Annotated in this window: 24 protein-coding genes; 18 read left to right on the top strand and 6 right to left on the bottom strand. The window is 72.6% G+C overall.

What is annotated here, in order from left to right:
• Positions 1-77 precede the first annotated feature (77 nt).
• Together AWQ70_RS09210 and AWQ70_RS09205 are read left to right on the top strand one after the other, a co-directional pair.
• Positions 78-542, top strand: a complete 465-nt coding sequence (locus AWQ70_RS09210; RefSeq protein WP_067172905.1) for an SPW repeat protein — start codon at positions 78-80, stop codon at positions 540-542.
• Positions 543-698: 156 nt separating this feature from the next.
• Entirely contained in the window at positions 699-1,409 is a 711-nt protein-coding gene (locus AWQ70_RS09205; RefSeq protein ID WP_067172902.1) for a maleylpyruvate isomerase N-terminal domain-containing protein, read from the top strand.
• Positions 1,410-1,432: 23 nt separating this feature from the next.
• Here AWQ70_RS09205 and AWQ70_RS09200 read toward each other — a convergent pair whose 3' ends face one another.
• On the bottom strand, positions 1,433-3,256 hold the full coding sequence (locus tag AWQ70_RS09200) for a glycoside hydrolase family 15 protein (protein WP_067172900.1): 1,824 nt from the start codon (positions 3,254-3,256) through the stop codon (positions 1,433-1,435).
• A gap of 110 nt (positions 3,257-3,366) precedes the next feature.
• Between AWQ70_RS09200 and AWQ70_RS09195 the strand changes: the two genes are divergently transcribed.
• Complete coding sequence (locus AWQ70_RS09195) at positions 3,367-3,750, top strand: thiol-disulfide oxidoreductase DCC family protein (protein ID WP_067172898.1); 384 nt, start codon at positions 3,367-3,369, stop codon at positions 3,748-3,750.
• An 812-nt stretch (positions 3,751-4,562) separates the two neighbouring features.
• Here the strand turns inward: AWQ70_RS09195 and AWQ70_RS09190 are convergent.
• Positions 4,563-5,069 (bottom strand): hypothetical protein, encoded by a 507-nt coding sequence (locus tag AWQ70_RS09190; protein WP_084516707.1) that lies wholly within the window; start codon positions 5,067-5,069, stop codon positions 4,563-4,565.
• Between the two features lie 171 nt (positions 5,070-5,240).
• Between AWQ70_RS09190 and AWQ70_RS09185 the strand changes: the two genes are divergently transcribed.
• The 9 genes from AWQ70_RS09185 to AWQ70_RS09145 are packed head-to-tail and all read left to right on the top strand — an operon-like array spanning position 5,241 to position 12,400.
• Positions 5,241-6,002, top strand: a complete 762-nt coding sequence (locus AWQ70_RS09185) for a DeoR/GlpR family DNA-binding transcription regulator (RefSeq protein ID WP_067172896.1) — start codon at positions 5,241-5,243, stop codon at positions 6,000-6,002.
• Positions 5,999-6,940 carry a 1-phosphofructokinase gene (pfkB, locus tag AWQ70_RS09180; RefSeq protein WP_067172893.1) on the top strand — a complete coding sequence of 314 codons (942 nt, stop codon included), beginning with the start codon at positions 5,999-6,001 and terminating at the stop codon, positions 6,938-6,940. Before AWQ70_RS09185 ends, pfkB begins: the two co-directional genes overlap by 4 nt.
• A gap of 50 nt (positions 6,941-6,990) precedes the next feature.
• A complete protein-coding gene (mtlA, locus tag AWQ70_RS09175; protein WP_067172890.1) occupies positions 6,991-8,097 on the top strand; it encodes a mannitol-specific PTS transporter subunit IIC in 1,107 nt (368 codons plus the stop codon).
• A gap of 4 nt (positions 8,098-8,101) precedes the next feature.
• On the top strand, positions 8,102-8,410 hold the full coding sequence (locus AWQ70_RS09170; RefSeq protein ID WP_067172886.1) for a PTS sugar transporter subunit IIBC family protein: 309 nt from the start codon (positions 8,102-8,104) through the stop codon (positions 8,408-8,410).
• A complete protein-coding gene (locus tag AWQ70_RS09165; protein WP_067172884.1) occupies positions 8,403-8,870 on the top strand; it encodes a PTS mannitol transporter subunit IIA in 468 nt (155 codons plus the stop codon). Before AWQ70_RS09170 ends, AWQ70_RS09165 begins: the two co-directional genes overlap by 8 nt.
• A complete protein-coding gene (locus tag AWQ70_RS09160) occupies positions 8,867-9,895 on the top strand; it encodes a zinc-dependent dehydrogenase (RefSeq protein WP_067172879.1) in 1,029 nt (342 codons plus the stop codon). Before AWQ70_RS09165 ends, AWQ70_RS09160 begins: the two co-directional genes overlap by 4 nt.
• A gap of 36 nt (positions 9,896-9,931) precedes the next feature.
• A complete protein-coding gene (locus AWQ70_RS09155) occupies positions 9,932-10,216 on the top strand; it encodes an HPr family phosphocarrier protein (RefSeq protein WP_067172877.1) in 285 nt (94 codons plus the stop codon).
• Positions 10,209-11,894, top strand: a complete 1,686-nt coding sequence (ptsP, locus tag AWQ70_RS09150) for a phosphoenolpyruvate--protein phosphotransferase (protein WP_067172874.1) — start codon at positions 10,209-10,211, stop codon at positions 11,892-11,894. The genes AWQ70_RS09155 and ptsP overlap by 8 nt, the downstream gene beginning before the upstream one ends.
• A gap of 17 nt (positions 11,895-11,911) precedes the next feature.
• On the top strand, positions 11,912-12,400 hold the full coding sequence (locus AWQ70_RS09145) for a ribosomal maturation YjgA family protein (protein WP_084516704.1): 489 nt from the start codon (positions 11,912-11,914) through the stop codon (positions 12,398-12,400).
• Here the strand turns inward: AWQ70_RS09145 and AWQ70_RS09140 are convergent.
• Both AWQ70_RS09140 and AWQ70_RS09135 read right to left on the bottom strand, forming a co-directional pair.
• Positions 12,379-13,206, bottom strand: coding sequence for an ABC transporter permease (locus tag AWQ70_RS09140; RefSeq protein ID WP_067172871.1), 828 nt, complete (start codon positions 13,204-13,206; stop codon positions 12,379-12,381). The two genes, AWQ70_RS09145 and AWQ70_RS09140, sit on opposite strands and share 22 nt — an antisense overlap.
• Complete coding sequence (locus AWQ70_RS09135) at positions 13,203-14,189, bottom strand: ATP-binding cassette domain-containing protein (RefSeq protein ID WP_157529967.1); 987 nt, start codon at positions 14,187-14,189, stop codon at positions 13,203-13,205. Before AWQ70_RS09135 ends, AWQ70_RS09140 begins: the two co-directional genes overlap by 4 nt.
• Positions 14,190-14,267: 78 nt before the next feature.
• Between AWQ70_RS09135 and AWQ70_RS09130 the strand changes: the two genes are divergently transcribed.
• Positions 14,268-15,074: a TetR/AcrR family transcriptional regulator gene (locus AWQ70_RS09130; RefSeq protein ID WP_245646862.1), complete on the top strand. Its 807-nt coding sequence runs from the start codon at positions 14,268-14,270 to the stop codon at positions 15,072-15,074.
• 106 nt (positions 15,075-15,180) lie between these two features.
• Here the strand turns inward: AWQ70_RS09130 and AWQ70_RS09125 are convergent, their stop codons facing one another.
• Both AWQ70_RS09125 and AWQ70_RS09120 read right to left on the bottom strand, forming a co-directional pair.
• Positions 15,181-15,705, bottom strand: a complete 525-nt coding sequence (locus AWQ70_RS09125) for a DinB family protein (RefSeq protein ID WP_067172864.1) — start codon at positions 15,703-15,705, stop codon at positions 15,181-15,183.
• An 80-nt stretch (positions 15,706-15,785) separates the two neighbouring features.
• On the bottom strand, positions 15,786-16,355 hold the full coding sequence (locus AWQ70_RS09120; protein WP_067172860.1) for a CGNR zinc finger domain-containing protein: 570 nt from the start codon (positions 16,353-16,355) through the stop codon (positions 15,786-15,788).
• A 70-nt stretch (positions 16,356-16,425) separates the two neighbouring features.
• Between AWQ70_RS09120 and AWQ70_RS09115 the strand changes: the two genes are divergently transcribed.
• From AWQ70_RS09115 to AWQ70_RS09095, 5 genes are all read left to right on the top strand, one after another.
• Entirely contained in the window at positions 16,426-17,199 is a 774-nt protein-coding gene (locus AWQ70_RS09115) for a class I SAM-dependent methyltransferase (protein ID WP_067172857.1), read from the top strand.
• Between the two features lie 244 nt (positions 17,200-17,443).
• Positions 17,444-20,545 (top strand): DEAD/DEAH box helicase, encoded by a 3,102-nt coding sequence (locus tag AWQ70_RS09110; RefSeq protein WP_067172853.1) that lies wholly within the window; start codon positions 17,444-17,446, stop codon positions 20,543-20,545.
• A gap of 99 nt (positions 20,546-20,644) precedes the next feature.
• Entirely contained in the window at positions 20,645-21,346 is a 702-nt protein-coding gene (locus AWQ70_RS09105; RefSeq protein WP_067172850.1) for a response regulator transcription factor, read from the top strand.
• Between the two features lie 127 nt (positions 21,347-21,473).
• The gene (locus AWQ70_RS09100; protein ID WP_067172847.1) at positions 21,474-22,391 is read left to right on the top strand and encodes a polyphosphate polymerase domain-containing protein; all 918 of its coding nucleotides are present in this window, start codon (positions 21,474-21,476) and stop codon (positions 22,389-22,391) included.
• Positions 22,392-22,396: 5 nt separating this feature from the next.
• A complete protein-coding gene (locus AWQ70_RS09095; RefSeq protein WP_067172844.1) occupies positions 22,397-23,074 on the top strand; it encodes a DUF4956 domain-containing protein in 678 nt (225 codons plus the stop codon).
• Positions 23,075-23,080: the final 6 nt, after the last annotated feature.

Here is a 23,080-nt window from a genome sequence, read left to right as displayed (position 1 = left end):
GCATAAATCGGAATTCGGGGGAAGTAGCGGACTTAGAATGGAAGGTGTTCGTCTCATCCCCGGAGGGGGTGCGCAACATGTCGCACAGTACGGACATCGGGCAGCATCCTGACATCATGCAGATGCGCGCCCGATACGAGGCAGCCGCCGCGAATCCGACGGCCCAGCTGACGGACGGGCTCACGCTGCTCGCCGGCATATACCTGGCGGTGTCGCCATGGATCGTCGGCTTCAGGACCCTCACCGACATCACGGTCAACAACCTGATCACGGGGATCCTGGTCGCGCTCCTGGCGCTGGGCTACAGCTCCGCGTACGGCCGGACCTACGGTCTGGCCTGGGTCGCCCCCGTCGTCGGGGTGTGGACGATCATCTCTCCGTGGGTGGTCAGCGGCCCGAACAACCGTCCCGGAGTCATCATCAGCAACGTGGTCGTCGGCGCGATCATCCTGCTGCTGGGCCTCGCCAACATGTCGACCGGCATGACCGCCGCGAAGCGGCACACGCCGCGGTTCGGCACCGAGACCCACGCCCACCGCTGACCGATCCGACCGCCGAAGGCGCCCGCCCGTACGGCCCCACCCGGAAAACCACCGGTCGTCAACCGACCTTCCGCCGGGTACGCGGGCACGGGAGGGCGCCTCGGCGCCGGGGCGACGGCAGTGAGACCCGGCGGGCCGGCGGGTAGGTCGTGTCCCATGACCACCACCGACCCGCTCCGGGATCTCGACCCGTTCGACATCTTCGACACCGAGGCCGCCCGGCTGGACCGCTTCTTCTCCTCGCTCGACGACGAGGGATGGCACAGGCCGTCCCGGTGCGCGGGCTGGTCCGTACGCGACGTCCTCGGCCACCTCGCCGGGGAGGAGCTGTACAACCATGCCTGCCTGGACGGGGACCTCGACCGGCTCTTCGCCGCGCTGGAACGGGAAGGCGTCGGCGGGGGCTACAACGGCTTCAACGAATGGTGCGTACGGCGGCGCCGCGACCTGCCGGTCGGCGATGTGCTCGCCGAGTGGCGCGACAAGAACGCCGAGACGCGCGAGCGGATGCGGGCGCTCGGCCGCGACGCGACGCTCACCACCTCCGCCGGGCCGTACCCGGTGGGCCTGCAGACCTTCCACTACGACTCCGAGTACGCCACACACGGCGACGACGTCGGCGCCCCGGTCTCCGAGAAGGAGGCCGGGGCGCGCACGCTGTGGCGGGTCCGGGTCGGGCTGTTCGTGCTCGGCGAGCAGGGGTCCGGGGCGCGGGCCGAGCGCTCCGGCGACCACGTGGACGTCCGGGTCGGTGACCGCTCCGCGCGCGTGCCGTACGCGGAGTTCGTCGAGGCCACGGTCGGCAGGCTGCCGGACGGCCACCCGCTCGATCCCGAGATCGCGGCCGCCCTGCGGTGCCTCGCCTGACGCCGCCCCCGACCGGCCGGGCGTCAGCACAGGATCTGGCCGTCGGCCAGGCCGCCGTCGATCGCCCAGGCCGCGTTGACCAGGCCGATGTGGCTGAACGCCTGGGGGAAGTTGCCCAGGTGCTCGCCGGTGGCCGGATCGATCTCCTCCGCGAGCAGGCCGACGTCGTTGACGTAGGAGACGGCGTTCTCGAACACCTCGCACGCCCGCTCCACGCGGCCCGCCAGCGCGAGCGTCTGCGCCAGCCAGAACGTGCAGAGCACGAACGCGCCCTCCCCGCCCTCCAGGCCGTCGTCGGCGCGGTACCGGTACACGAGGCCGTTCTCCCCGGTGAGCCGCTCGACGACCGCGTCGACGGTCGCCAGCATCCGCGGGTCGTCGGCGGGCAGGAACCCGACGATCGGCATCATCAGCACGGACGCGTCCAGGTCCGGCGAGCCGAACGCCTGGGTGAAGGCGCCCGCCTCCTCGTTCCACCCGTCGCGGAGCACCGCCCGGCGGATCTCGTCCCTGGCCCGGCGCCAGCGCGGCACGCGGTCGGCCGCGTCCAGCCGGTCGGCGAGCGCGATCGCCCGGTCCAGCGCCACCCAGCACATCACCTTCGAGTACACGTAGTGGCGGGGGTCGCCGCGGATCTCCCAGATCCCGTGGTCGGGGCGGCTCCACTGGCGGGCGGCGGCGTCGGCCAGCGCGGCCAGGAAGGCCCGTTCGTCCGGGTCGGCCCACGGGAGCTGGTCGGCGAGCCGGGAGGCCGCGCCGAGCAGGGCGCCGTAGACGTCGATCTGCGGCTGGCGCCAGGCGCCGTTCCCCGTGCGGACCGGCCAACTGTCCCGCCAGCCGCGCAGGTGCGGCAGCTCCCGCTCGGTGAGATCGCGCTCGCCGCCCACGCCGAACATGATCTGCAGCGCCCGCTCCGGCTCGTACGTCGCCGCGGCCGTCGTCATGAACGAGAAGAACTCCTCGGCCTCGTCGGGGCAGGCCGCCACCCACAGCGCGTCCATGGTGAAGCTCGCGTCCCGGATCCAGGCGTACCGGTAGTCCCAGTTGCGCTTCCCGCCCGCCGCCTCCGGCAGCGCGGCCGTGGCCGCCGCGACGATCGCGCCCGTCGGCTGGTAGCTCAGGCCCTGCAGGACCCGCCCGGAGTGCCGCACCAGGCCGAGGTACGGCCCCTCGTACGCCTGGTGCGCCCTCGACCAGGCCCGCCACGAGGTCAGGGTCGCCTCCAGGTCGGCCGCGATCTTCTCAGGGGAGCGGAACCCGGGCTCGGGCTGGTCCAGCGCCGCCCAGCACAGGGCGAAGCGCAGCACCTCGCCGCCCCCCAGCGTGACCGTGGCCGCGGCCTCCTCCCGGGCGATCTCCAGATCCACCGGGGACGACAGGACGATCCGGCCGGAGCCGCCGCGCGCCCTGATCCCGCCGTCCACCCGGGAGAGCAGCGGCGTGACCAGGCCGTACTCGGGCCTCGGCCGGAAGCGGATCTCCACCTCGGCCGAGCCGCGTACGCAGGTGACCGAGCGCAGCAGCGTGTGCGGGGCGGCGGCGCCGAGCCGGTGCGGGTCCGGGTCTCCCCCAGTAGCCAGCGCGTCGGTGAGGACCAGCGCGCCGCTCGCGGTCTCGAAGGTCGTCTGGAGCACCAGCGTGGCGTCCATGTAGTGCCGCGAGACCCGGTACTGCCCGACCGGGCGGATCGACCACGACCCGGCGTCGTCGTCGAGCATCGCGGCGAACACCGAGGGACTGTCGAAGCGCGGCAGGCACAACCAGTCGACGGCGCCGTCCTTGGACACCAGCGCCGCGGAGTGCCGGTCGGAGAGCATCGCGTAGTCGGCGATCGGGGTCGTCGTCATCGAGAACCTCCGGGTCCACTCGGCGCGTGTGCCCTTCCCTCCACTGTGGACCAGGCGGGGACGGGCCCGGCCGCGCGCCCCTCGCTCCCGCTGCGGCATGATGGGGAACCGTGGAGAGATCGTTAATCATCTATGACGGGGACTGCGGTTTCTGCACCACGGCCGCCGGTTTCATCGAGCGGCGGATGGACGTCCCCGCCGACGTCGCGGCCTGGCAGTTCACCGACCTCGCCGCGCTGGGCACCACCCCTGAGCGCGCCGAGTACGAGCTGCTCTGGGTGGACACGCGGGGCCGCGTCTTCGGCGGGGCGCAGGCGGTCGCCAAGATCCTGCTCGCGGCGGGCCTGCCCTGGTCACCGCTGGGGCTGCTCCTGCGCGTCCCGCCCTTCCGCTGGGCCGCCCACGGCCTCTACCGGCTGATCGCCGCCAACCGGCACCGGCTCCCCGGCGGCACCCCCATGTGCGTCCTGCCCGCCGACCGGCGCGGCGGCTGAGCGCACCAGCCGCTCCGTGGGCAGGAAGGCGAGCAGCAGGCACAACACGTGCGGCCAGAACATGATCGAGATGGTGGCGTAGACGGCCACGTGGAACCCGGCGAGCCCGCCGACCGCGAGCCGCTGCCATCGGCCGCGCAGGAACAGGACCACGGGCGAGAGCAGCTCCATCAGCATGATCCCCCACTGGGACCAGTGCAGGAGCCACGGATAGTCGAGCAGCAGCCGGCCGAACCCGGTGCCGCGGCGCATCACCGCGCGCACCAGCGTCGCGCTGTTCACCCACTCGACGCCGCCGAACCGCAGCTTGGCGAAGGCCGACAGGAAGTACGTCGCGATGACGGCGATCTGGACGCAGCGCAGCGCCCACGCGGCCGACTCGGCGTGGCCGCGTTCCCGCAGCCGCGCCCCCGCCACGGTCGGCAGCACGGCGAGGGCCACCACGTACGCGATGCGGTCGTGGTCGACCTTCCCGAAGGAGAAGCTGATGACGAGCTGCTCGAAGTACAGCAGGAAGATCGCGGCGCCGAGCGTCCGCTGCCACCGGCCGGACGGCGCGAGGGCGGCGGCGACGACCGCGAGCGGGACCAGCGTCCAGGTGACCGCCGCGATGAGGCCGGGGGTCGGCCGCGGCAGGTGCAGCAGGTCGGCGACGATCAGCGGCCGGTAGAGCGCGGTCGCCGACGCGTGGTGCGAGCCGAGCGGCCGCAGCAGCAGCAGGTCGAGCGGGATGAACAGGTACGCGGCGATCCGGAAGACCGCCACCCGCGCCAGGGGCACCGGGCCGAAGAACCAGCGGGTCGTGACGTGGGCTAGCGCAGCCACTCGGCCACCACCTTCTCCTCGGTTCCGACGAACCTGCGCTCGCGCAGCTTGAGATATCGCATGACCAGGCGGGCGCCGGTCCAGCGGGGCTCGGCGGGCCGGAGCTTGTCGTGCGCCTCGACCAGCCGGCCGACCAGCTCCGGCTGCGCCTGGAAGCTCGGGATCCGGCCCTCGACCTCGGCGCGGTTCACCCCGACCACGACCGATTCGAGGGGGACCTCGCGCCAGCTCCCGTCGGGCATCCGCGCCTTGAGGACCATCACGTGGATGTTCCCGTTGGGCGGGGTGCTGGTGGAGTACATCCGGAACGGGCCGAACGGGAAGGCGTCGTCGTCTCCCCAGAACGTGCCGACGACGAGAAGCGCCGCGCACAGGGCCGCCGCGACGAGCCGTACCGCGCGGCCCCCGCCGGAGAGCGCGGCGGCGGGCGGCACGGGCGGGTCGGAGGGCGCCTGCTCGGCGGGCGGCACGGGCGGCGCACCGGGCGTGATCATGGGCGGCAAGTCTAGCGAGGCGATGTGGTGTTCGTCCGGTTTTCCCGGGTGTCACCCGGTCGGCGCAACGCGGACTCGTGTGAGGCGATTTCCCCCCAACCCCATTGACTTCCACATCTTGGAGGGATAAATACAGACGAAACAACATCGAAACGGCGGTGAATCAACATCATGTACGCCGAGGAGCGGCAGCAGGAGATCCTGCGCCGTGCGCGGTCCATCGGCCGGGTGGACGTGGTGACGCTGGCGGAGGAGTTCGCCGTCACCACCGAGACCATCCGCCGCGACCTGACCGTCCTGGAACGGGCCGGCGTGCTGCGACGCGTGCACGGCGGCGCCATCCCGGTCGAGCGCCTGGGCTTCGAGCCGGCGCTCGCCGCCAGGGACGAGGTGATGACCGAGGAGAAGGAGCGCATCGCCAAGGCCGCGCTCGCCGAGCTTCCCGACGACGGCGCGGTGATCGTCGATGCGGGCTCGACGACCGGCCGCCTGGCGCGGGCGCTCCCCGCCGACCGCGAGCTGACCGTCATCGTCAACTCGCCGCCGCTCGCGACGATGCTCGCGACCCGGGCCAACCTCAGTGTGATCATGCTCGGTGGCCGGGTGCGCGGCCGTACGCTCGCCACGGTGGACGACTGGGCGCTGCGCCCGCTCGCCGACCTGCACGTGGACGTGGCGTTCATGGGCGCGAACGGCTGCTCGGTCGCCAGGGGCCTGACCACGCCCGACCCGGCCGAGGCTGCGATCAAGCGGGCCATGATCGGCGCGGCGGAGCGCAGCGTGCTGCTGGCCGACCACACGAAGTTCTCCGGGGTCTACCTCACCCGGTTCGCCACGCTGTCCGACATCGACATGGTGATCAGCGACGACGGACTCGATCCGGCGCTGGCCGCCGAGATCTCCGCCGCCGGGCCCGAGGTGGTGCGCGCGTGATCCTTACGCTGACCCTCAACCCCAGCCTGGACCGCACGATCGAGATCGCGGCGCTCGCGCGGGGGGCCGTCATCCGGGCGGCGACCGCGCGGCTCGACCCCGGCGGCAAGGGCGTCAACGTGTCCCGCGCCCTGCTCGCCAACCGGATCAGGTCCCGCGCGGTCGTCCCGTACGGCGGGCACGAGGGGCGCCGGCTCGTGGACCTGCTGTCGGCCGAGGGCATCGACATGGTCACGGTCCCGATCGCGGGCACGACCCGGTCCAACGTGACGCTCGCCGAACCCGACGGCACCAGCACGAAGGTGAACGAGCCGGGCACGCCGCTGTCCGCGGCCGAGCTGGAGACGGTGGCCGAGGCGGTCCTCGGCGCGGCGCACGACGCGGACTGGGTGGTCACGTCCGGCAGCCTGCCCCCGGGCCTGCCCGCGGGTGTCTACGCCGGGTTGTGCCGCAGGTTCGCGGGCGCCGGCATCAACGTGGCCGTCGACACGAGCGGACCGGCGCTGCCCGCCGCCGCCGCGGCCGGCCCGGCCCTCGTCAAGCCGAACCGGGAGGAGCTCGCCGAGGCGACCGGCACCGCCATCGGCCGCCTCGGCGACGCGATCGACGCGGCGGAGAAGCTGCGCGCGATGGGCGCCGGCACGGTCCTGGCCAGCATCGGAGCGGACGGGGCGCTCCTCCTGCAGGACGGCCGGATCTGGCACGGCGAGTGCCCGGTGGCCGAGCCCCGCAGCACGGTCGGCGCGGGCGACGCCATGCTGGCCGGCTTCCTCGCGGCGGGGGCGCGGGGCGAGCGGGCGCTGGTCGAGGCGCTGGCCTGGGGGACGGCCGCCGTCGCGATGCCGGGCAGCCGCATGCCCGGCCCCGCGGACATCCGGCGCGATCTCGTACGCGTCGGCCCGCCCGACCCGAGACGACCGCTGCGGCCGGGGCACTGAGGCCGGCCCGCACGCGGCACCTTCACCCCCCATCGGAAGGAGCACCCCCAATGACCGAATACACCCCCGCGGTCTACGGAACCGGGTTGAAGGCCACCATCCAACGCGTCGGAGGCCACCTGGCCGCGATGATCATGCCGAACATCGGCGCGTTCATCGCCTGGGGCCTGATCACCGCGCTGTTCATCCCCGTCGGATGGCTGCCCAACGAGGACTTCGCCAAGCTCGTCGATCCGATCATCAAGGTCCTGCTGCCGGTGCTCATCGGCTACACCGGGGGCAGGATGGTCCACGGCCAGCGCGGCGCGGTCGTCGGCGCGGTGGCCACCATGGGCGTCGTCGTCGGCGCCGACATCCCCATGTTCCTCGGCGCGATGATCATCGGCCCGCTGGCCGCCTTCGTGATCAAGCTGGTGGACGGCGTCGTCCAGCAGCGCACCCGCGCCGGTTTCGAGATGCTGGTGGACAACTTCACCGCCGGCATCGCGGGCGCGGGGATGGCCCTGCTCGGCATGTGGGGCATCGGGCCGATCGTCCAGGTGGTCACCGAGGCGGCGGGCGACGCGGTCGAGTGGCTGGTGAACGCGAACCTGCTGCCGCTCGCCTCGATCCTCATCGAGCCCGCCAAGGTGCTGTTCCTCAACAACGCCATCAACCACGGCGTCCTCGGGCCGCTCGGCGTGGCGGAGGCGGTCAGGGACGGCAAGTCGATCCTGTTCATGCTGGAGTCCAACCCGGGTCCCGGTCTCGGGCTGCTCCTCGCGTACCTGTTCTTCGGGCCGCGCTCGCTGCGGCCGTCCACCCCCGCCGCGATGATCATCCAGTTCTTCGGCGGCATCCACGAGATCTACTTCCCGTACGTGCTGATGAAGCCGCGGCTGATCCTCGCGGTCATCGCCGGCGGCGCGGCCGGAGTCTTCACCTTCATCGTCACCGGCGCCGGCCTGGTGGCCACCCCGTCGCCCGGCAGCATCTTCGCCTACCTCGCGGTGACGCCCAAGGGCGGCTGGTTCGGCGTGCTCGCGGGCATCGTCGTCGCGGCCGGGATCTCCTTCGCCGTCGCCGCCGCGCTGCTCGGTTTCGGCCGGAAGACCGGCGAGGAGACCCCGGCCCCCACCTCCGAGCCCGAGACCACCCCCGCCCCCCAGGAGGCATGACGACATGGCCGACATCCAGAGCACCGACATCCGCAAGATCGTCGTCGCCTGCGACGCGGGGATGGGCAGCAGCGTGATGCTGGCGAGCCAGCTCCGCAAGCAACTCAAGGGCCTCGGGATCGAGGTCGAGCACACCCCGGTCAACTCGATCCCCGCCGACGCCGACGTGGTGGTCTGCCACTCCGGGCTCGCCGACCGGGCCAGAAAGACCGCGCCGGGCACCGTCCTCGTCCCCATCACGATCTTCATCGGGGACCCGGCGGTCACCACGCTCGTCACCGCCATCAAGAACGGCGGGACCGTGCATGGCTGACCCGGCGCCGCTCCCTCTCGACCCGCGCGCCGTACTGCTCGACGCCTCGGCGGCGGACCGCGACGACGCGATCCGCCAGTGCGGCCGGGCCCTCGTCGCCGTCGGCGCGGCCGGGGAGCCGTACGTCGAGAGCATGATCGAGCGGGAGCGCTCGATCTCCACCTACGTGGGCGAGGGGGTGGCCATCCCGCACGGCACCCTCGCCGCCAAGGACGCGGTCCACCACGACGCGATCTGCGTCCTGCGCTTCCCCGGCGGCGTCGACTGGGACGGCGAGCGGGTCACCGTCTGCGTCGGCATCGCCGCGCGGGGCGACGGGCACGTACGGCTGCTCGCCGAGCTGGCCGAGATCCTGCTCGACCCGGACCGCGTACACGCCCTGCGGCAGGCGACCCGGGTCGAGGAGGTCGTCCACCTGCTGCGACCCGACGGACAACCCACCGAAGAGGAGATCACGTGAAGGTCGCCCGATTCCACGCGCCCGGCGACATCCGGATCGAGGACGCGCCCGAGCCGGCCGCCGGGCCGGGCGAGGTCAAGATCCGGGTACGCGCCTGCTCCACCTGCGGCACGGACGCGAAGATCCTCAGGCACGGCCACCACCACATCAGACCGCCCCGGGTGATGGGCCACGAGATCGCCGGCGAGGTCGTCGAGACCGACGTGCCCGGCTGGGCGCCCGGCGACCGCGTCCAGGTGATCGCCGCGATCCCCTGCGGAACTTGCGGGGAGTGCCGCCGCGGCCGGATGACGGTCTGCCCGAACCAGGAGTCGATGGGGTACCACTACGACGGCGGCTTCGCCGAGTACATGGTCGTCCCGGCCAAGGTCCTCGCGGTCGGCGGTCTCAACCGTGTCCCCGACGGCGTGAGCTTCGCCGAGGCGTCGGTGGCCGAGCCGCTCGCCTGCGTGCTCAACGGCCAGGAGCTGGCCCGGGTCGGCGACGGCGACGACGTGCTCGTCATCGGCTCCGGCCCGATCGGCTGCCTGCACGTGCGGCTGGCCCGCGCCAGGGGCGCCGCCCGGGTGTTCCTCGCCGACCTCAACCCCGACCGGCTCGCGCTCGCCGCCGACCGCGTGCGGCCGGACGCGGCCCTCCTGGGCGGGGACATCGCCGACGAGGTGCTCAAGCTGACCGACGGCCGGGGCGTGGATGTGGTCGTCACCGCCGCGGCGTCCGGGGCCGCCCAGGAGCTGGCGCTGCGGGTCGCGTCGCGGCAGGGGCGGATCAGCTTCTTCGGCGGCCTGCCCAAGGACGATCCGATCATCCGCTGCGACTCCAACCTCGTCCACTACCGGGAGCTGACGATCGTCGGCGCGAACGGGTCGAGCCCCGCCCACAACGCGCGGGCGCTGGAGCTGATCGCGAGCGGCTCCGTCCCGGTCGCCGACCTGATCACCCACCGGCTGCCGCTCTCCGGCGTCCTCGACGGGATCGACACCGTCATCCGCGGCGCCGCCGTCAAGGTCACCGTCGAACCCTGACCCCTCACCCCCACCCTCAGAGAAAGGTCCACGACGATGCCGGAGAGGACAGTGGTCATCGCCTCCCGCGCCGGTCTGCACGCCCGGCCGGCCAAGATCTTCGTCGAGGCGGCGGCCCGGCAGGGAACCCCCGTCCGCATCCGGGTCGGCGACGGGAAGCCCGTCCCGGCGCACAGCATCCTCGCCGTACTGGCCCTCGGCGCCGTCCACGGCACCGAGGTCACCCTCGACGCCGACGGCCCGGACGCGGACGCCGCGCTCGACTCCCTCGCCGCCCTGCTCTCCCGCGACCTCGACGCGGAGGAGAACGTCCATGAGTGAGAGCGCCGCCGGCGCGACGCTGCGCGGGCTCGGGGTCAGCCCCGGGCTGGCCGCGGGCCCGGTGTGCCGGATGGAGGACCCGTCCCACCTGCGCGGCCGCCCCTGGACCGCGGCGAGCCCCGCAGAGGAGGCCGACACCGCAGTACGCGCGCTGCTGGCCGCCTCCCTCGGCCTCGCGGCGCTCGCGGAGAAGGCCGCCGAGCCCGAGGCCAGGGCGATCCTCGAGGCGCAGTCCCTCATCGCCGCCGACCCCCTCCTCCAGGAGGCCGTGCGGGAGAACGTCCGGGACGGCATGCACGCGCTGGACGCCGTCACCGCCGCCTGCGACCACCACCGCGACGCGCTCCTGGCGGCGGGCGGCCACTTCGCCGAACGGGCGGCCGACCTGGCTGACATCGCGAACCGCGCCGTCGCCGCCGCGCTGGACGTGCCGATGTCCGCGATCCCCGACCCGGGGCACCCGTACGTCCTCGTGGCCGAGGACCTCTCGCCCGCCGACACCGTCACGCTCGACCCGGCGACCGTGCTCGCGGTGATCACGGAGAGGGGCGGGCCCACCAGCCACACGGCCATCCTCGCCCGCGCGCGGGGCGTGCCCGCCGTGGTCGCCTGCCGGGGCGCGCGGGAGCTGCGCGACGGGACGCCGGTCACCGTCGACGGCGCGCTCGGCGAGGTGCGCACCGGCGTCGGCGACGCCGAGGCGGCCGAGGTCCGGCGGCGGGAGGCCGCGCGGCGGAGCCGGCTCCGGGCGAGCACGGGACCCGGCCGCACCGCCGACGGGCATCCGGTGAAGCTGCTGCTCAACATCGGCTCGGCGGCCGACCTGGACGCGGAGGTGTCCGCGGAGGGCGTCGGGTTGTTCCGCACCGAGGTCCTCTTCCTCGACCGGCGCACCGCCCCGGACATGGACGAGCAGGTCGCCGCGTACGAGGCGGTCTTCCGGGCGCTCCCCGGCGACCGGGTGGTGGTGCGCACGCTGGACGCGGGCACGGACAAGCCGCTGCCGTTCCTCGGACTGCCCGAGGAGACCAACCCGGCGCTCGGCGTGCGCGGGTTGCGGGTGGCCCGGGCCCGGCCGGACGTGCTCGACGCGCAGCTCGACGCCGTCGCCGCCGCGGCGCGGGCGACCGGGGTGCGCCCGTGGGTGATGGCGCCGATGGTGACGACGGTGGCCGAGGCGGCGGACTTCGCCCGCCGGGCCAGGGCCCGGGGCATCGCCCACGTGGGCGCGATGGTGGAGGTGCCCGCCGCCGCGCTCCAGGCGTCCCGCCTCCTCGCCGAGCTGGACTTCCTCAGCGTCGGCACCAACGACCTGAGCCAGTACACCTGCGCGGCCGACCGGCAGCACGGCGAGCTTGCCGACCTGCTCGACCCGTGGCAGCCCGCGCTGCTGCGGCTGGTCGCCGAGTGCGGGGCGGCGGGCAGGCGGGCGGGCAAACCGGTCGGCGTGTGCGGCGAGGCGGCGGCGGACCCGCTGCTGGCCCCGGTGCTGGCCGGGCTGGGCGTCACCAGCCTGTCCATGTCCGGCCCGAGCGTCCCCGCCGTACGGGAGGCCCTCGCCGCGCGTACCCTGGCCGAGTGCGAGGAGGCCGCGCGGGCCGCCCTGGAGGCGGACGGCCCGGCCGAGGCGCGCGCCCGCGCCGGGGCCGACCGCCCGGAGCGGGATCCCGACGCCTGAATCCCCCGAGGTGCCGCATGGAACCGCCCGCACCGGCCGCGGAAGAGACGCACGAGCATCGCCGGTCCGAGGCCGGCGGGACGGGGCGGGGGCGGGCGGTCGCGGTGATCGCCGCCCTGCTCACGGTCGCCGCCGGGCTCGGGATCCGCGCCGTGGCGGACGGGCCGGTCGCGAAGTACGGCGGGGACGCGCTCTACACGCTGCTGCTGTACACGCTGGTCCTGGTGGCCGCGCCCCGGACCCGCCCCGCGTTCGCCGCCTCGGTGGCGCTGGCGGCGAGCTGGGCGGTGGAGTTCTTCCAGCTCACCGGCGTGCCGGCGGATCTCGCGGCGCGCAGCGTGCTCGCCCGCCTGGTCCTCGGCACCTCGTTCAACCCGCCGGACCTGTTCTGGTACGCCGTCGGAGCCGGGGCGGGCTGGGCGGTCCACACAGCGGTCTACACATCGGTCCACAGGGCGGTTCGCGCGTCCGGCGGGCGGCGGGCTCAGCGGTCGAGCCGCCGGTAGCGCCGCGCGGACAGCGGCAGGAAGACCAGCGTGAGCGCCACCGGCCAGGCGACCGCCAGCGGCAGCGCGTGCGCGGCGGCCCAGGAGTCGCCGCCCCACCCCGGGTTGCCGAACAGCTCACGGCAGGCCGCCACCGTCGCCGACAGGGGGTTCCACTCGGAGATCGCCCCCATCCAGCCGGGCATCAGCTCCGGGGAGACGAAGGTGTTGGCGAGCATGGTGAGCGGCATCAGCGGCATCCACGCCGCGCTCGCCGACTCCGGGGTGAGCATCAGCCCGAGATAGATGCCGACCCAGATGAGCGCGAAGCGCAGGAGCAGCAGCAGCCCCAGGGCGGTGAGGGCGTTCCCGGCGCCCCGGTGCCAGCTCCAGCCGACAGCGAGCCCGCACCCGAGCAGCACGGCCAGCTCCAGCACCGAGTTGACCATGTCCGCGCAGGCGCGGCCGAGCACCACCCCCGACCGTGAGATCGGCATCGAGCGGAACCGGTCGGTGACCCCGCGCGCCGCGTCGTTGGTGACGATGATCATGGTGGTCATCACGCCGAGCGTCATCGTCTGGGCGAACATCCCCGGCATCAGGAACTCGCGGTAGTCGCCGCCCCCGGCGACGTTCATCGCGCTGCCGAAGACGTAGCCGAACAGCAGCACCATCACGGCCGGGTACAACAGCAGGTTGAGGATCGCGGACGGGTTGCGCACGAGGTGGATCAGGTTGCCGCGGGCGATCACGCCGCCGTCCGCGAACGTCCACCGCAGCCGCTGGAGCCGGGATCGGGGGATCACCGGAGCGATGAGGGTCGTCATGCCGCCCGGTCCTCCTCGCCGTGCCCGCCTTCCTCGGCCCGCGCCGTCCGCTCGCCGGTGAGGCTGAGGAACACCTCGTCGAGGGTGGGGCGGCGCAGCGCGACGTCCTCCACCGCGATGCCGCGCTCGCCCAGCTCGCGGACGACCTCGGTCAGCGCGCCGATCCGGTCGTGTACGGGAGCGGTGAGGCGGCGGGCGCCGGGGTCGGCGACCGGATCGCGGCCCGCCGCCGCGGCCAGGACCCGGGCGGCCTCGGCGAGCCCCGCGGCGTCGCGGACGACGAGATCGATCTGGTCGCCGCCGACCATCGACTTGAGCTCGTCCGGTGAGCCGTCCGCGATCACCCGTCCCGCGTCGATGACCGCGATCTGGTGGGCGAGCTGGTCGGCCTCGAACAGGTACTGGGTGGTCATCAGCACGGTGCTGCCCGAGGCGGCGAGCTCGCGGACCGCCTGCCACACCTCGTCGCGGTTGCGCGGGTCCAGCCCCGTCGTGGGCTCGTCCAGGAACAGGACACTCGGGGCCAGGACGAAGGCGGCGGCGAGGTCGAGACGGCGGCGCATGCCGCCCGAGTAGTGCTTGACCCGCTTCTCGGCGTCGGCGGCGAGGCCGAACCGGTCCAGCAGCTCCCCGGCGCGGCGGCGGGCGGTGGCGGCGTCCAGGTGGTAGAGGCGGCCCCACATCTCCAGGTTCTCCCGGCCGGTGAGGATCTCGTCCACGGCGGCGTTCTGCCCGGCCAGGCCGATGCGGTAGCGCACCTCGGCGGGCCGGGCCGCCACGTCGAACCCGGCGACGACCGCGCGCCCGGCGTCGGCGCGCAGCAGCGTGGTCAGGACGCGCACCGCGGTGGTCTTGCCGGCGCCGTTCGGCCCGAGCAGGCCGCACACCGTCCCCTCGGGGACGGCCAGGTCGAACCCGTCGAGGGCTGGGGCGCCGCCGTAGTGCTTGCGCACCCCTTCGGCGACGACTGCTAAGGAATTCATGCGCTCCATCTTGGGACATCAATGTCCCAAAAACAAGCGCCACGATCCCATTATGGAAAGCACTGTTAGCATTCGGGCGTGAGCGCGACCCGTCAGCCCGAGACCGGCACGCCCGAGTCAGGCGCGTCCGAGTCAGGCACGGCCGAGTCAGGCACGGCCGAGACCGGCGCGTCCGAGTCAGGCACGGCCGAGACCGGCACGCCCGGAGACCCCGTGCCCGGGGCCGGCGAGTCCCGGAGGCCGGGGGCCCGGCAGCCCGAGCCCCGTGAGTCCGGAGAGCACGGGCCGGACACGCGGAAGCCGGACACGCGGAAGCCGGAGGCGCGGGAATCGGGAACCCGGGGCCGCACGCGGCGCGCCATCCTGGGCGCCGCCGCCTCGGTCCTCGCCCGCGACCGCGCCGCCACGCTGGCCGACATCGCGGAGGCGGCGCAGGTGGGCCGCAGCACGCTGCACCGCTACTTCCCCGACCGGCAGGAACTGCTCAACGCGACCGTCGTGGACTCCTTCCGGGAGGTCGAGCGGTCGATCGCCGCCGCGGCGATCGACCAGGGGCCGCCACTGGACGCCATGCGCCGCCTGATCACCGCCATGGTGAACGCCGGCGACCGGCTGGCGTTCCTGTTCGGCGATCCGCGCGTGCTGGAGGAGTTCACCGCCTGCTTCGAGCCCGACCTGTCCGTACCGACCGCGATCAGCCTCATCGAGCGTGGCCAGGCCGAGGGCGTCTTCGATGCGCGGGTCAGCGCCGAATGGATCCAGCAGATGCTCTACGCCGTCACCTACACGGGGTGGGAGGCGGCGGAGAAGGGCCTGCTTCCCCGCCACAGCGTCGCCTCGACCGTCATCCGCACGTTCGAGAACGGCGTGACCGCCCGCCCCTGACCCGGCCACGTGGGAAAGGCCGCGCGATCGCGGCGCAGGCGCTTGGCCGTGTGCGAGCCGGCCGCGGTGCGCAGGGCGGCCGACTCCCCCTGAAGACGGCAGGACGTCAGCCCATCGTCCTGGCGCCGTCCAGGGCCTCTCTGATGATGTCGGCGTGACCGGCGTGCTGGGCGGTCTCGGCGATGACGTGCAGCACGACCCGGCGCATCGACCAGCGCTCGCCCGGCTCGAACCACGGCGTCTCCGGCAGCGCGCGCGACGCGTCCAGATCCGGCAGTGTGGCCACCAGCTCGTCGGTGGCGCGCGCGGCCCGCTCGTAGTCGTCGAGCAGGCCGGCCAGGGTCTCGCCCTCCGCCATGCGGAACTGCTCGGCCCAGTCGCCCCGCCCGCTCCTCATCGCCTCGACGCCGCCGACCATGAAGCGCGCCCAGGTGCGCTCCATACTGGCCACGTGCTTGATCAGGCCGCCCAGGCACAGCTCGCTGACCGTGGTGCGCCGCGCGGCCTGCTCGTCCGTCAGGTCGCGGACCGTGTGCCGCAGGAAGCCCCGATGCTTCGCCAGCGTCCGCAGCAGGTCCGCGCGCTCCCCCGTCGGGACCCGCCCCGTCTCCGTCTCTTCTCCCGTGGTCATGCCATCCCCTCTCCACTCGATGCCGGATACGGCGGCCCGGCCAGCCTAGGACCGGACCACGCCGCGGGGATGTTCCGGGGTCAGGCGTTGCGGGCGCGGAAGGCGGCGGTCTTGACCCGGTTCTGGCAGGGCGTGGAGCAGAAGCGGCGGGTGCCGTTGCGCGAGGTGTCCACGTAGACGCGGTCGCAGTGCGGGGCGGTGCACACGCCCAGCCGGTCGCGCAGCTCGCTTCCCAGCACGACGGCGAGGCCGGTCGCGCAACTGGCCGCGTAGTCGCCGGCCAGAGTGCCGCCCCGCCCGTGGAAGTGCACGTGCCAGGGCTCGCCGTCGTGCCGGTCGAGGTGCGGCCGCGCGTCCGTTTCGGCCAGGAGGCGGTTGAGGCCGTGCGCCGCCGCGTCGATGTCGCCCTCGGCCACGGAGTCGAAGACCGCTCTCAGCGACTCCGCGACGCCGGCCAGCTCGTCCGCCTGGTCCTCGGTGACCTGGTACGGCCGGGTGGCGCCGAGCGAGACGGCCCGGGTGACGGCGGCGGCGCGCTCCTCTCCGGAGGGGGGCGTGTACGGCCGGCCCCGGGCCTCCCCCGCGGTCAGCGTGTTGACGAGGGCGACGGCGATCGTCACCACGAGATCGGTGTGACTGTTGAAATTCACTTGACCAGTTACGCCTTCGAGTCTAGGTTGTGACTGGCAAAAGCATATGTGCCAGTTACAAGGAGAGGCCATGTTGACGTTCGACACCGCCCGCAAGTGGATCGACCGGTGGGACCGGCAGCAGGAGGGATACCTCCCGGGCCGCGAGGACCGGTTCAGGGCGCTGATCGACGCGGTCGAGGCGGGGGTGGGGCGGCCCGACCCCCTCGTTATCGACCTCGGTTGCGGCCCCGGCTCGTTGTCGGCCCGCCTGCTGCGCCGGCTCCCGTGGGCGAAGGTCGTCGCGGTGGACACCGACCCGCTGCTGCTTTCGCTGGGCGAGGCGGGTTACGGCCACACCAGCGGGCTGCGGTTCGTCTCCGCCGACCTCGGCACCCCGGGGTGGAGCGAGCGGCTCGGCCTGGACCGCCCGGCCGACGCCGCCGTGAGCACCACCGCGCTGCACTGGCTGCCCGAGGAGCGCCTCCGGGTGATGTACGCGGAGCTGGCCACCGTGCTGCGCCCCGGGGGGCTCCTCCTCAACGGCGACCACCTCGACTCCGACGAGAGCACCCCGACCCTGGCCCGGCTCGAACGCGCCGTCCACCAGAACGAGGAGCACAGGGTCTTCGGCGACGCCCGCCCCGAGGACTGGCGCCAGTGGTGGGACGCCGTCCTCGCCGACCCGGCGCTCGCGGAGGCGAGCGAGGCGCGCCGCCGCAGCGCGGAGGCCATCGCGCACCAGGGATCGGAGTCCGGCCTCCTGTCCCAGCACGTGAACGCCCTCCGCGACGCGGGCTTCGGCGAGATCGGCACGCTCTGGCAGCGCGGGAACGACCGCCTGCTGTGCGCCGTACGGTCGTGAGCCGAGTGGATCAGGGTTCGCCGAGGGCCTCGGCGAACCAGCGCGTGATGCTCGCCGGATGCGTGATCGCGGTGCCCGCATCGGCCGGCGACGGGCCGTCGGGGCGGCAGCGCCCCGCGCCGCACGCCGGGCGGAGGCGGATCATCACGATTTCCCGTCATATGGCGTGACGGGACGGCTACGCTGATCGGCGATCAAGGAGGTCCCCTCCCTGAGATGAGCATGGGCAGGAAGGCGCCTACCTGTGGACAACGCTCCGGACGACGCTCCCGTTCTCGGTCTCTACGACTCGCTGCTCACCGGCCGGCTCGACGAACGCGCGTCGCGATGGCGCGCTTCCGGCCTTCGCGTCGAAACCTCGCAGATCGACAAGGAGGAGGTCGCCCACCTGCTCGGCCGCTTCGTCGGCGCGACGGCGGCCCGGGCCTTCGCCACGCTCAAGACCCCCGAAGAGCAGATCGAACTCGCCAACAGGATGCTGCGGCAGCTGGCCGCCGAGCCGGAGGTCGTGGCCGACGGCCCGAACAGGCTGCTGTCCATCGTCAAGGACGCCCCCGGCGAGGTCTCCCCCGCACGGCCGCTGACCTCGTTGTCGGAGGCGGCCCTGCTCACCAACGCCCCCGAGGACCCGAACCTCGCCCACGAACTGGCGACGGAGCTGGCCAGCGCCGACCAGGTGGACCTCCTGTGCGCGTTCGTCAAGTGGTCCGGGCTGCGCATCCTGGAGAAACCGCTGGCGGACCTGTCCCGCCGGGGTGTGCCGCTGCGGGTCATCACCACGACCTACATGGGGGCCACCGAACGGCGCGCCTTGGATCGCCTGGTCCGCGACTTCGGCGCCGAGGTCCGGATCGCCTACGAGCAGAACTCGACCCGTCTGCACGCCAAGGCGTGGCTGCTGCGCCGCCGCACCGGTTTTCACACGGCGTACGTCGGGAGCTCCAACCTCTCGCGTGCCGCGCTGCTGGACGGCCTGGAATGGAACGTGCGGCTCTCGTCCGTCACCACTCCCCGCCTGCTGGACAAGTTCGAGGGCACCTTCGACTCCTACTGGAACCGCGTCCAGTTCGAGCGCTACGACCCCGAGACGGACGGCGATCGCCTGGACGAGGCGCTGTCCCGGTCGAAGGCCGGCGAGAAGATCTTCGACATCCCGGCGCTGGTCCCCCACCCCTACCGGCACCAGCGGGAGATGCTCGAGGACCTCGACGTCGAGCGCACCGTCCACGACCGGCACCGCAACCTGCTGGTCGCCGCCACCGGGACCGGCAAGACCGTGGTCGCCGCGTTCGACTATCGCAACCTGCGGCAGCGCCTCGGCCACCGCCCCTCCCTGCTGTTCGTCGCCCATCGCCGGGAGATCCTGGTCCAGGCTCTGCGCACCTACCGCCAGGTGCTCGCCGTACCGGACTTCGGTGAGCTGCACGTCGGCGAGGAACGGGCCCGGCACTGGCAGCACGTCTTCGCGTCGGTGCAGTCGCTCACGTCGCTGGGCATCGGGACGTTCCGGCCGGACCACTTCGACGTCGTCGTCATCGACGAGTTCCACCACGCCGCCGCCCGCACGTACCGGCAGATCATCGACCATCTCAAGCCGAAGGAACTGCTCGGCCTCACCGCCACACCGGAGCGCGCCGACGGCACGTGGGTGCAGGACGAGTTCTTCGACCGGCGCATCGCCTCGGAACTGCGCCTGTGGGACGCCCTGGACGCGGACCTCCTCTGCCCCTTCCACTACTTCGGGATCAACGACGAGACCGACCTCACGTCGGTGAAATGGTCGCGCGGCTCCTACGACACGGCGGCGCTGGACAACGTGTTCACCGGCGACACCGCACGTGCCCGGCTGGTCTTCAACGCCCTGCGCGACAAGGTCGGCGATCCGGGCGCGGTCCGCGGCCTGGGCTTCTGCGTCTCCGTACGGCACGCGCGTTTCATGGCCGACTTCTTCACCCGGGCGGGGCTGCCGTCGCTGGCGGTGGACGGCTCGACCGACGGCGCGGCACGGAAGGCGGCCCTCGCGGCACTGCGGGACGGAGAGGTCACGTTCCTGTTCGCGGTCGACCTGTTCAACGAGGGTCTGGACGTGCCCGACGTCAACACCCTGCTCCTGCTGCGGCCGACCGAGAGCGCGACCGTCTTCCTGCAGCAGCTCGGCCGCGGGCTCCGGCGCACCCCGGACAAGGACGTCCTGACCGTGCTGGACTTCGTCGGCCAGCACCGCAAGGAGTACCGCTTCGCCAACCGCTTCAAGGCGCTCACCGGGTTCGCCCGCGGCCGCTTGGAGAAGCAGGTCGAGAACGATTTCCCGCTGCTGCCTTCGGGCAGCCAGATCGTGTTGGACCGGGTCACCAAGGACCGGCTGCTCGCCGAGCTCAAGGTTCATCTCGGCGCGACGGTCACCACCCTCACCCAGGAGATCCGGTCGTACGCGGAGGCTTCGCTGATCGGCTATCTCGAAGCCAGCGGGAGGGACATCGGCGACCTCTACCGCAATCGCCGGTATTGGACCGACCTGCTGCGTCGTTCCGGTCTGATCCAGCAGGCCGCCTCTCCGGCGGAAGAGGCGCTCGGCCGCCGGGTCCGCGCCCTGCTTCACGTCGACGACCGGCGCCGGGCCGACGCCTACGGCCGCCTGCTCCGGCAGGACGGCCCCGCCTATGCCGACTGCTCCCCTGCCGACCAGGTCTTCGCCCGGATGTTGTTCTTCTCCCTCTGGCGCGACGGCGGAGGTTTCCCCTCCTACGACGACGCGCTCGGCCGGCTCCGCGCCGAGTCCGCCCTGTGCGAGGAGATCCGCCAGGTGCTCGCGTACGCGGTCGAACGCCCCCGCCATGTGGCGAGGCCGCTCACGGACGAGCTGGGCCGGGTGCCGCTGGCGGTCAACGCCCGCTACTCCTCCGAAGAGATCCTCGCCGCGATCGGCTGGGCGACGCTGGGCGGCTCCCTGCCGTCGACGATGCGGGAAGGCGTCGCGTGGAGCCCGGCCACCGGATGCGACGCGCTGTTCGTCACCTTGCACAAGAACGAGAAGGAGTTCTCCCCGCAGACCATGTACCGCGACTACGCGCTCACGCCCGGTCTCTTCCACTGGGAGTCGCAGAACCGCACCAGCGCGCACTCGGCCACGGGCCGGCGCTACCAGAACCACGAGCGCGAAGGCAGCCACATCCTGCTGTTCACCAGGGAACGTAAGGAGAACGAGAACGGCCATCCCGAGCCGTTCGTCTTCCACGGCACCGCGCGCTACGTGGAGCACCAGGGCGAGCGCCCCATGGCCATCACCTGGCGACTCGACGAGGAGATGCCCGCCGACCTGTTCCGCCGAGCCGCCATCGCCGGTTGACTCGCCGGATAACTCGCCGGCTGACGTCTTTTTCCGGTTTTTCCCGCGGGGGAGGTGCTCTCTCAGATCGTTCTCACCGACCGCGCGTAAAACGGGGCCATGAACGAAGCCGTCCCCCCGAAGGTGCTGGTCGTCGACGACGAGCCGAGCATCCGCGAGCTGCTGTCCGAGGCGCTGCGGCTCGACAGCTTCGCCGTACGGACGGTCGCGAACGGGACGCGGGCGCTTGAGGCGGTGGCGCGGGAGCGTCCCGACATCGTCGTGCTCGACGTGATGCTGCCGGACCTCGACGGGTACACGATCGCCCGCAGGCTGCGCGAGCGCGGCGACGGCCCGCCGGTGCTCTTCCTGACCGGCAAGGACGCGGTGGCGGACCGGATCGCCGGGCTGACCGCGGGCGGAGACGACTACGTCACCAAGCCGTTCAGCCTGGACGAGGTCGTGCTGCGCATCCGGGCCATCCTGCGCCGGGTCCGGCCGCCGGAGGAGCGGGTCCACGACGGGGTGCTGCGATACGCCGATCTGGAGCTGGACGAGGAGGCGCGCACCGTGCGCCGGGCCGGACGGGCGATCCACCTGTCGCCGACCGAGTTCGGCCTGCTCCGGTACCTGATGCTCAACGCCGAGCGGGTGGTCAGCAAGGCGCAGATCCTCGACCGGGTGTGGGACTGCGCGTTCGAGGGCGACAGCAGGATCGTCGAGTCCTACATCAGCTACCTGCGGCGCAAGATCGACGTGGACGGGCCGCCGCTGATCCACACCTTGCGCGGCGTGGGCTATCGCCTGCTGGGGCCGTCCTGAGGACGGCGACGGCCGCCGCTTCGAGAGGAAGCGCCGTTCACCTTCCGTTCGGCCCGCGTTGGGTGACCGTTCACACATTATTCCCAGCTTTGTCCTGTCAGATGTGCTCTGACCCGGGAGGAGGGACATGCTGCAAAGATTCCGCAGGCGTGCCATCCCCGCAGCTCAGGGCGACGACCAGGCGGCGCCGTCCGTCGAGAGAGGCAGGGGCGGGGACGGGGACGGCGACGCGGGCCACCGGCTCCGCGGGCCGAGCACGCTGCACGCCTTCAACCGGTACGAGATCAAGTACCTCGTCGACACGGCGGCGGCGGCCGAGCTGCGCCGGGAGATCGAGCGGCGGCTCGACCCCGACCGCCACAACGGCGTGAGCGGGTACGGCATCTGGAGCGTCTACTACGACACCAGGCACCTGCGGTTCTACTGGGAGAAGATCGAAGGGCTGAAGTTCCGCAGGAAACTGCGGATCAGGCACTACGGCGACCGCTTCGCCGTGGGCGCGGACACGCCGGTGTTCGTCGAGATCAAGCAGCGGGTCAACCGGGTCACCCAGAAGCGCAGGGTGCGCCTGCCCTACCGGGACGCGCTGCGGCTGTGCGACCGGCGCGAGCTGGTCGAGCACGACCCCTCGCAGCGGGCGTTCCTCGAAGAGGTGCTCGACCTGGTCCTCCGGCTCGACCTGCGGCCCACCGCGATCACCGGATACCAGCGCCACGCGTACATCGGCAGGGACGCGGACGTCGGCCTGCGCGTCACCTTCGACCAGCGCGTACGCGGCCGCGACCGCGACTTCCACCTCGGCGCCGACGCCGGGAACCGGCTCATCATCCCCGCCGGGAAGACCGTCGTGGAGGTCAAGGCCGACGAGCGGGTGCCGTACTGGCTGACCGACCTGACCGCCAGGCGCGACATGCAGGTGGTGCGGGTCTCCAAGTACTGCCAGAGCGTGGAGGCCTACGGGCTGGCCCCGCGCTCGATCTTCCACGTTCCCGACCACGACCTCGACCTCGACCTCGACCGGTCGACCGTTCTCTCGGAGGCCTGACCCCCATGGACTTCACCTTCCAGGACCTGTCCGGCACCTTCAGCGTGGCCGACATCGCGATCGCCATGGCCCTGTCGTTCGTGCTCAGCGCCATGATCGGCTGGGTCTACCGGGCGACGCACCGCAACGTGTCCTACAGCCAGTCGTACGTCCAGACGCTGGTCGTCCTCGGCATGCTGATCTCGCTGATCATGCTGGTGGTCGGCTCGAACATCGCCCGTGCCTTCGCCCTGGTCGGCGCGCTGTCGGTGGTGCGCTTCCGCAACGCGATCAAGGAGACCCGGGACGTCGGGTTCATCTTCCTGGTCATGGGGATCGGCATGGCCGTCGGCACCCGCTTCTACCTGCTGGCCGTCGTGGCCGCGGTGGCGATCTCGCTGATCGTCATGGTCATGCACCGGTTCAACTGGTTCGCGCTGAACGTCCGGCGGCAGGTCGTCAAGGTGCAGGTGCCCTCCGACGAGGACCACACGCCCGCCATCCAGGACGTGCTGGTCCGGCACACGGACGAGTTCGAGCTGGTCAGCATGGAGTCGATCAGGGCGGGCGCGCTGACCGAGCTGATGTACACGGTCAAGATCAAGAAGGGCGGCGAGCCCGCCGGCCTGATCGCCGCCCTGCGCGAGCGCAACCACGGCCAGTCGGTCACCGTGCTGACCGGATACGACCAGACCGACCTGTAGACGGCG

It is taken from the genome of Microtetraspora niveoalba, from assembly GCF_001570405.1.
GTDB lineage: Bacteria > Actinomycetota > Actinomycetes > Streptosporangiales > Streptosporangiaceae > Microtetraspora > Microtetraspora niveoalba.
The sequence above is the reverse complement of the archived record's forward strand: the minus strand, read 5'-3'. Positions and strand labels throughout refer to the sequence as shown.

Bases quoted from the DNA above. Each gene is read 5' to 3' on its own strand.
- AWQ70_RS09210 (WP_067172905.1), top strand. From the start codon at position 78: ATGTCGCACAGTACGGACATCGGGCAGCATCCTGACATCATGCAGATG.
- AWQ70_RS09205 (WP_067172902.1), top strand. From the start codon at position 699: ATGACCACCACCGACCCGCTCCGGGATCTCGACCCGTTCGACATCTTC.
- AWQ70_RS09200 (WP_067172900.1), bottom strand. From the start codon at position 3,256: ATGACGACGACCCCGATCGCCGACTACGCGATGCTCTCCGACCGGCAC.
- AWQ70_RS09190 (WP_084516707.1), bottom strand. From the start codon at position 5,069: ATGATCACGCCCGGTGCGCCGCCCGTGCCGCCCGCCGAGCAGGCGCCC.
- AWQ70_RS09185 (WP_067172896.1), top strand. From the start codon at position 5,241: ATGTACGCCGAGGAGCGGCAGCAGGAGATCCTGCGCCGTGCGCGGTCC.
- mtlA (WP_067172890.1), top strand. From the start codon at position 6,991: ATGACCGAATACACCCCCGCGGTCTACGGAACCGGGTTGAAGGCCACC.
- AWQ70_RS09170 (WP_067172886.1), top strand. From the start codon at position 8,102: ATGGCCGACATCCAGAGCACCGACATCCGCAAGATCGTCGTCGCCTGC.
- AWQ70_RS09165 (WP_067172884.1), top strand. From the start codon at position 8,403: ATGGCTGACCCGGCGCCGCTCCCTCTCGACCCGCGCGCCGTACTGCTC.
- AWQ70_RS09155 (WP_067172877.1), top strand. From the start codon at position 9,932: ATGCCGGAGAGGACAGTGGTCATCGCCTCCCGCGCCGGTCTGCACGCC.
- ptsP (WP_067172874.1), top strand. From the start codon at position 10,209: ATGAGTGAGAGCGCCGCCGGCGCGACGCTGCGCGGGCTCGGGGTCAGC.
- AWQ70_RS09145 (WP_084516704.1), top strand. From the start codon at position 11,912: ATGGAACCGCCCGCACCGGCCGCGGAAGAGACGCACGAGCATCGCCGG.
- AWQ70_RS09140 (WP_067172871.1), bottom strand. From the start codon at position 13,206: ATGACGACCCTCATCGCTCCGGTGATCCCCCGATCCCGGCTCCAGCGG.
- AWQ70_RS09135 (WP_157529967.1), bottom strand. From the start codon at position 14,189: ATGAATTCCTTAGCAGTCGTCGCCGAAGGGGTGCGCAAGCACTACGGC.
- AWQ70_RS09125 (WP_067172864.1), bottom strand. From the start codon at position 15,705: ATGACCACGGGAGAAGAGACGGAGACGGGGCGGGTCCCGACGGGGGAG.
- AWQ70_RS09115 (WP_067172857.1), top strand. From the start codon at position 16,426: ATGTTGACGTTCGACACCGCCCGCAAGTGGATCGACCGGTGGGACCGG.
- AWQ70_RS09105 (WP_067172850.1), top strand. From the start codon at position 20,645: ATGAACGAAGCCGTCCCCCCGAAGGTGCTGGTCGTCGACGACGAGCCG.
- AWQ70_RS09100 (WP_067172847.1), top strand. From the start codon at position 21,474: ATGCTGCAAAGATTCCGCAGGCGTGCCATCCCCGCAGCTCAGGGCGAC.
- AWQ70_RS09095 (WP_067172844.1), top strand. From the start codon at position 22,397: ATGGACTTCACCTTCCAGGACCTGTCCGGCACCTTCAGCGTGGCCGAC.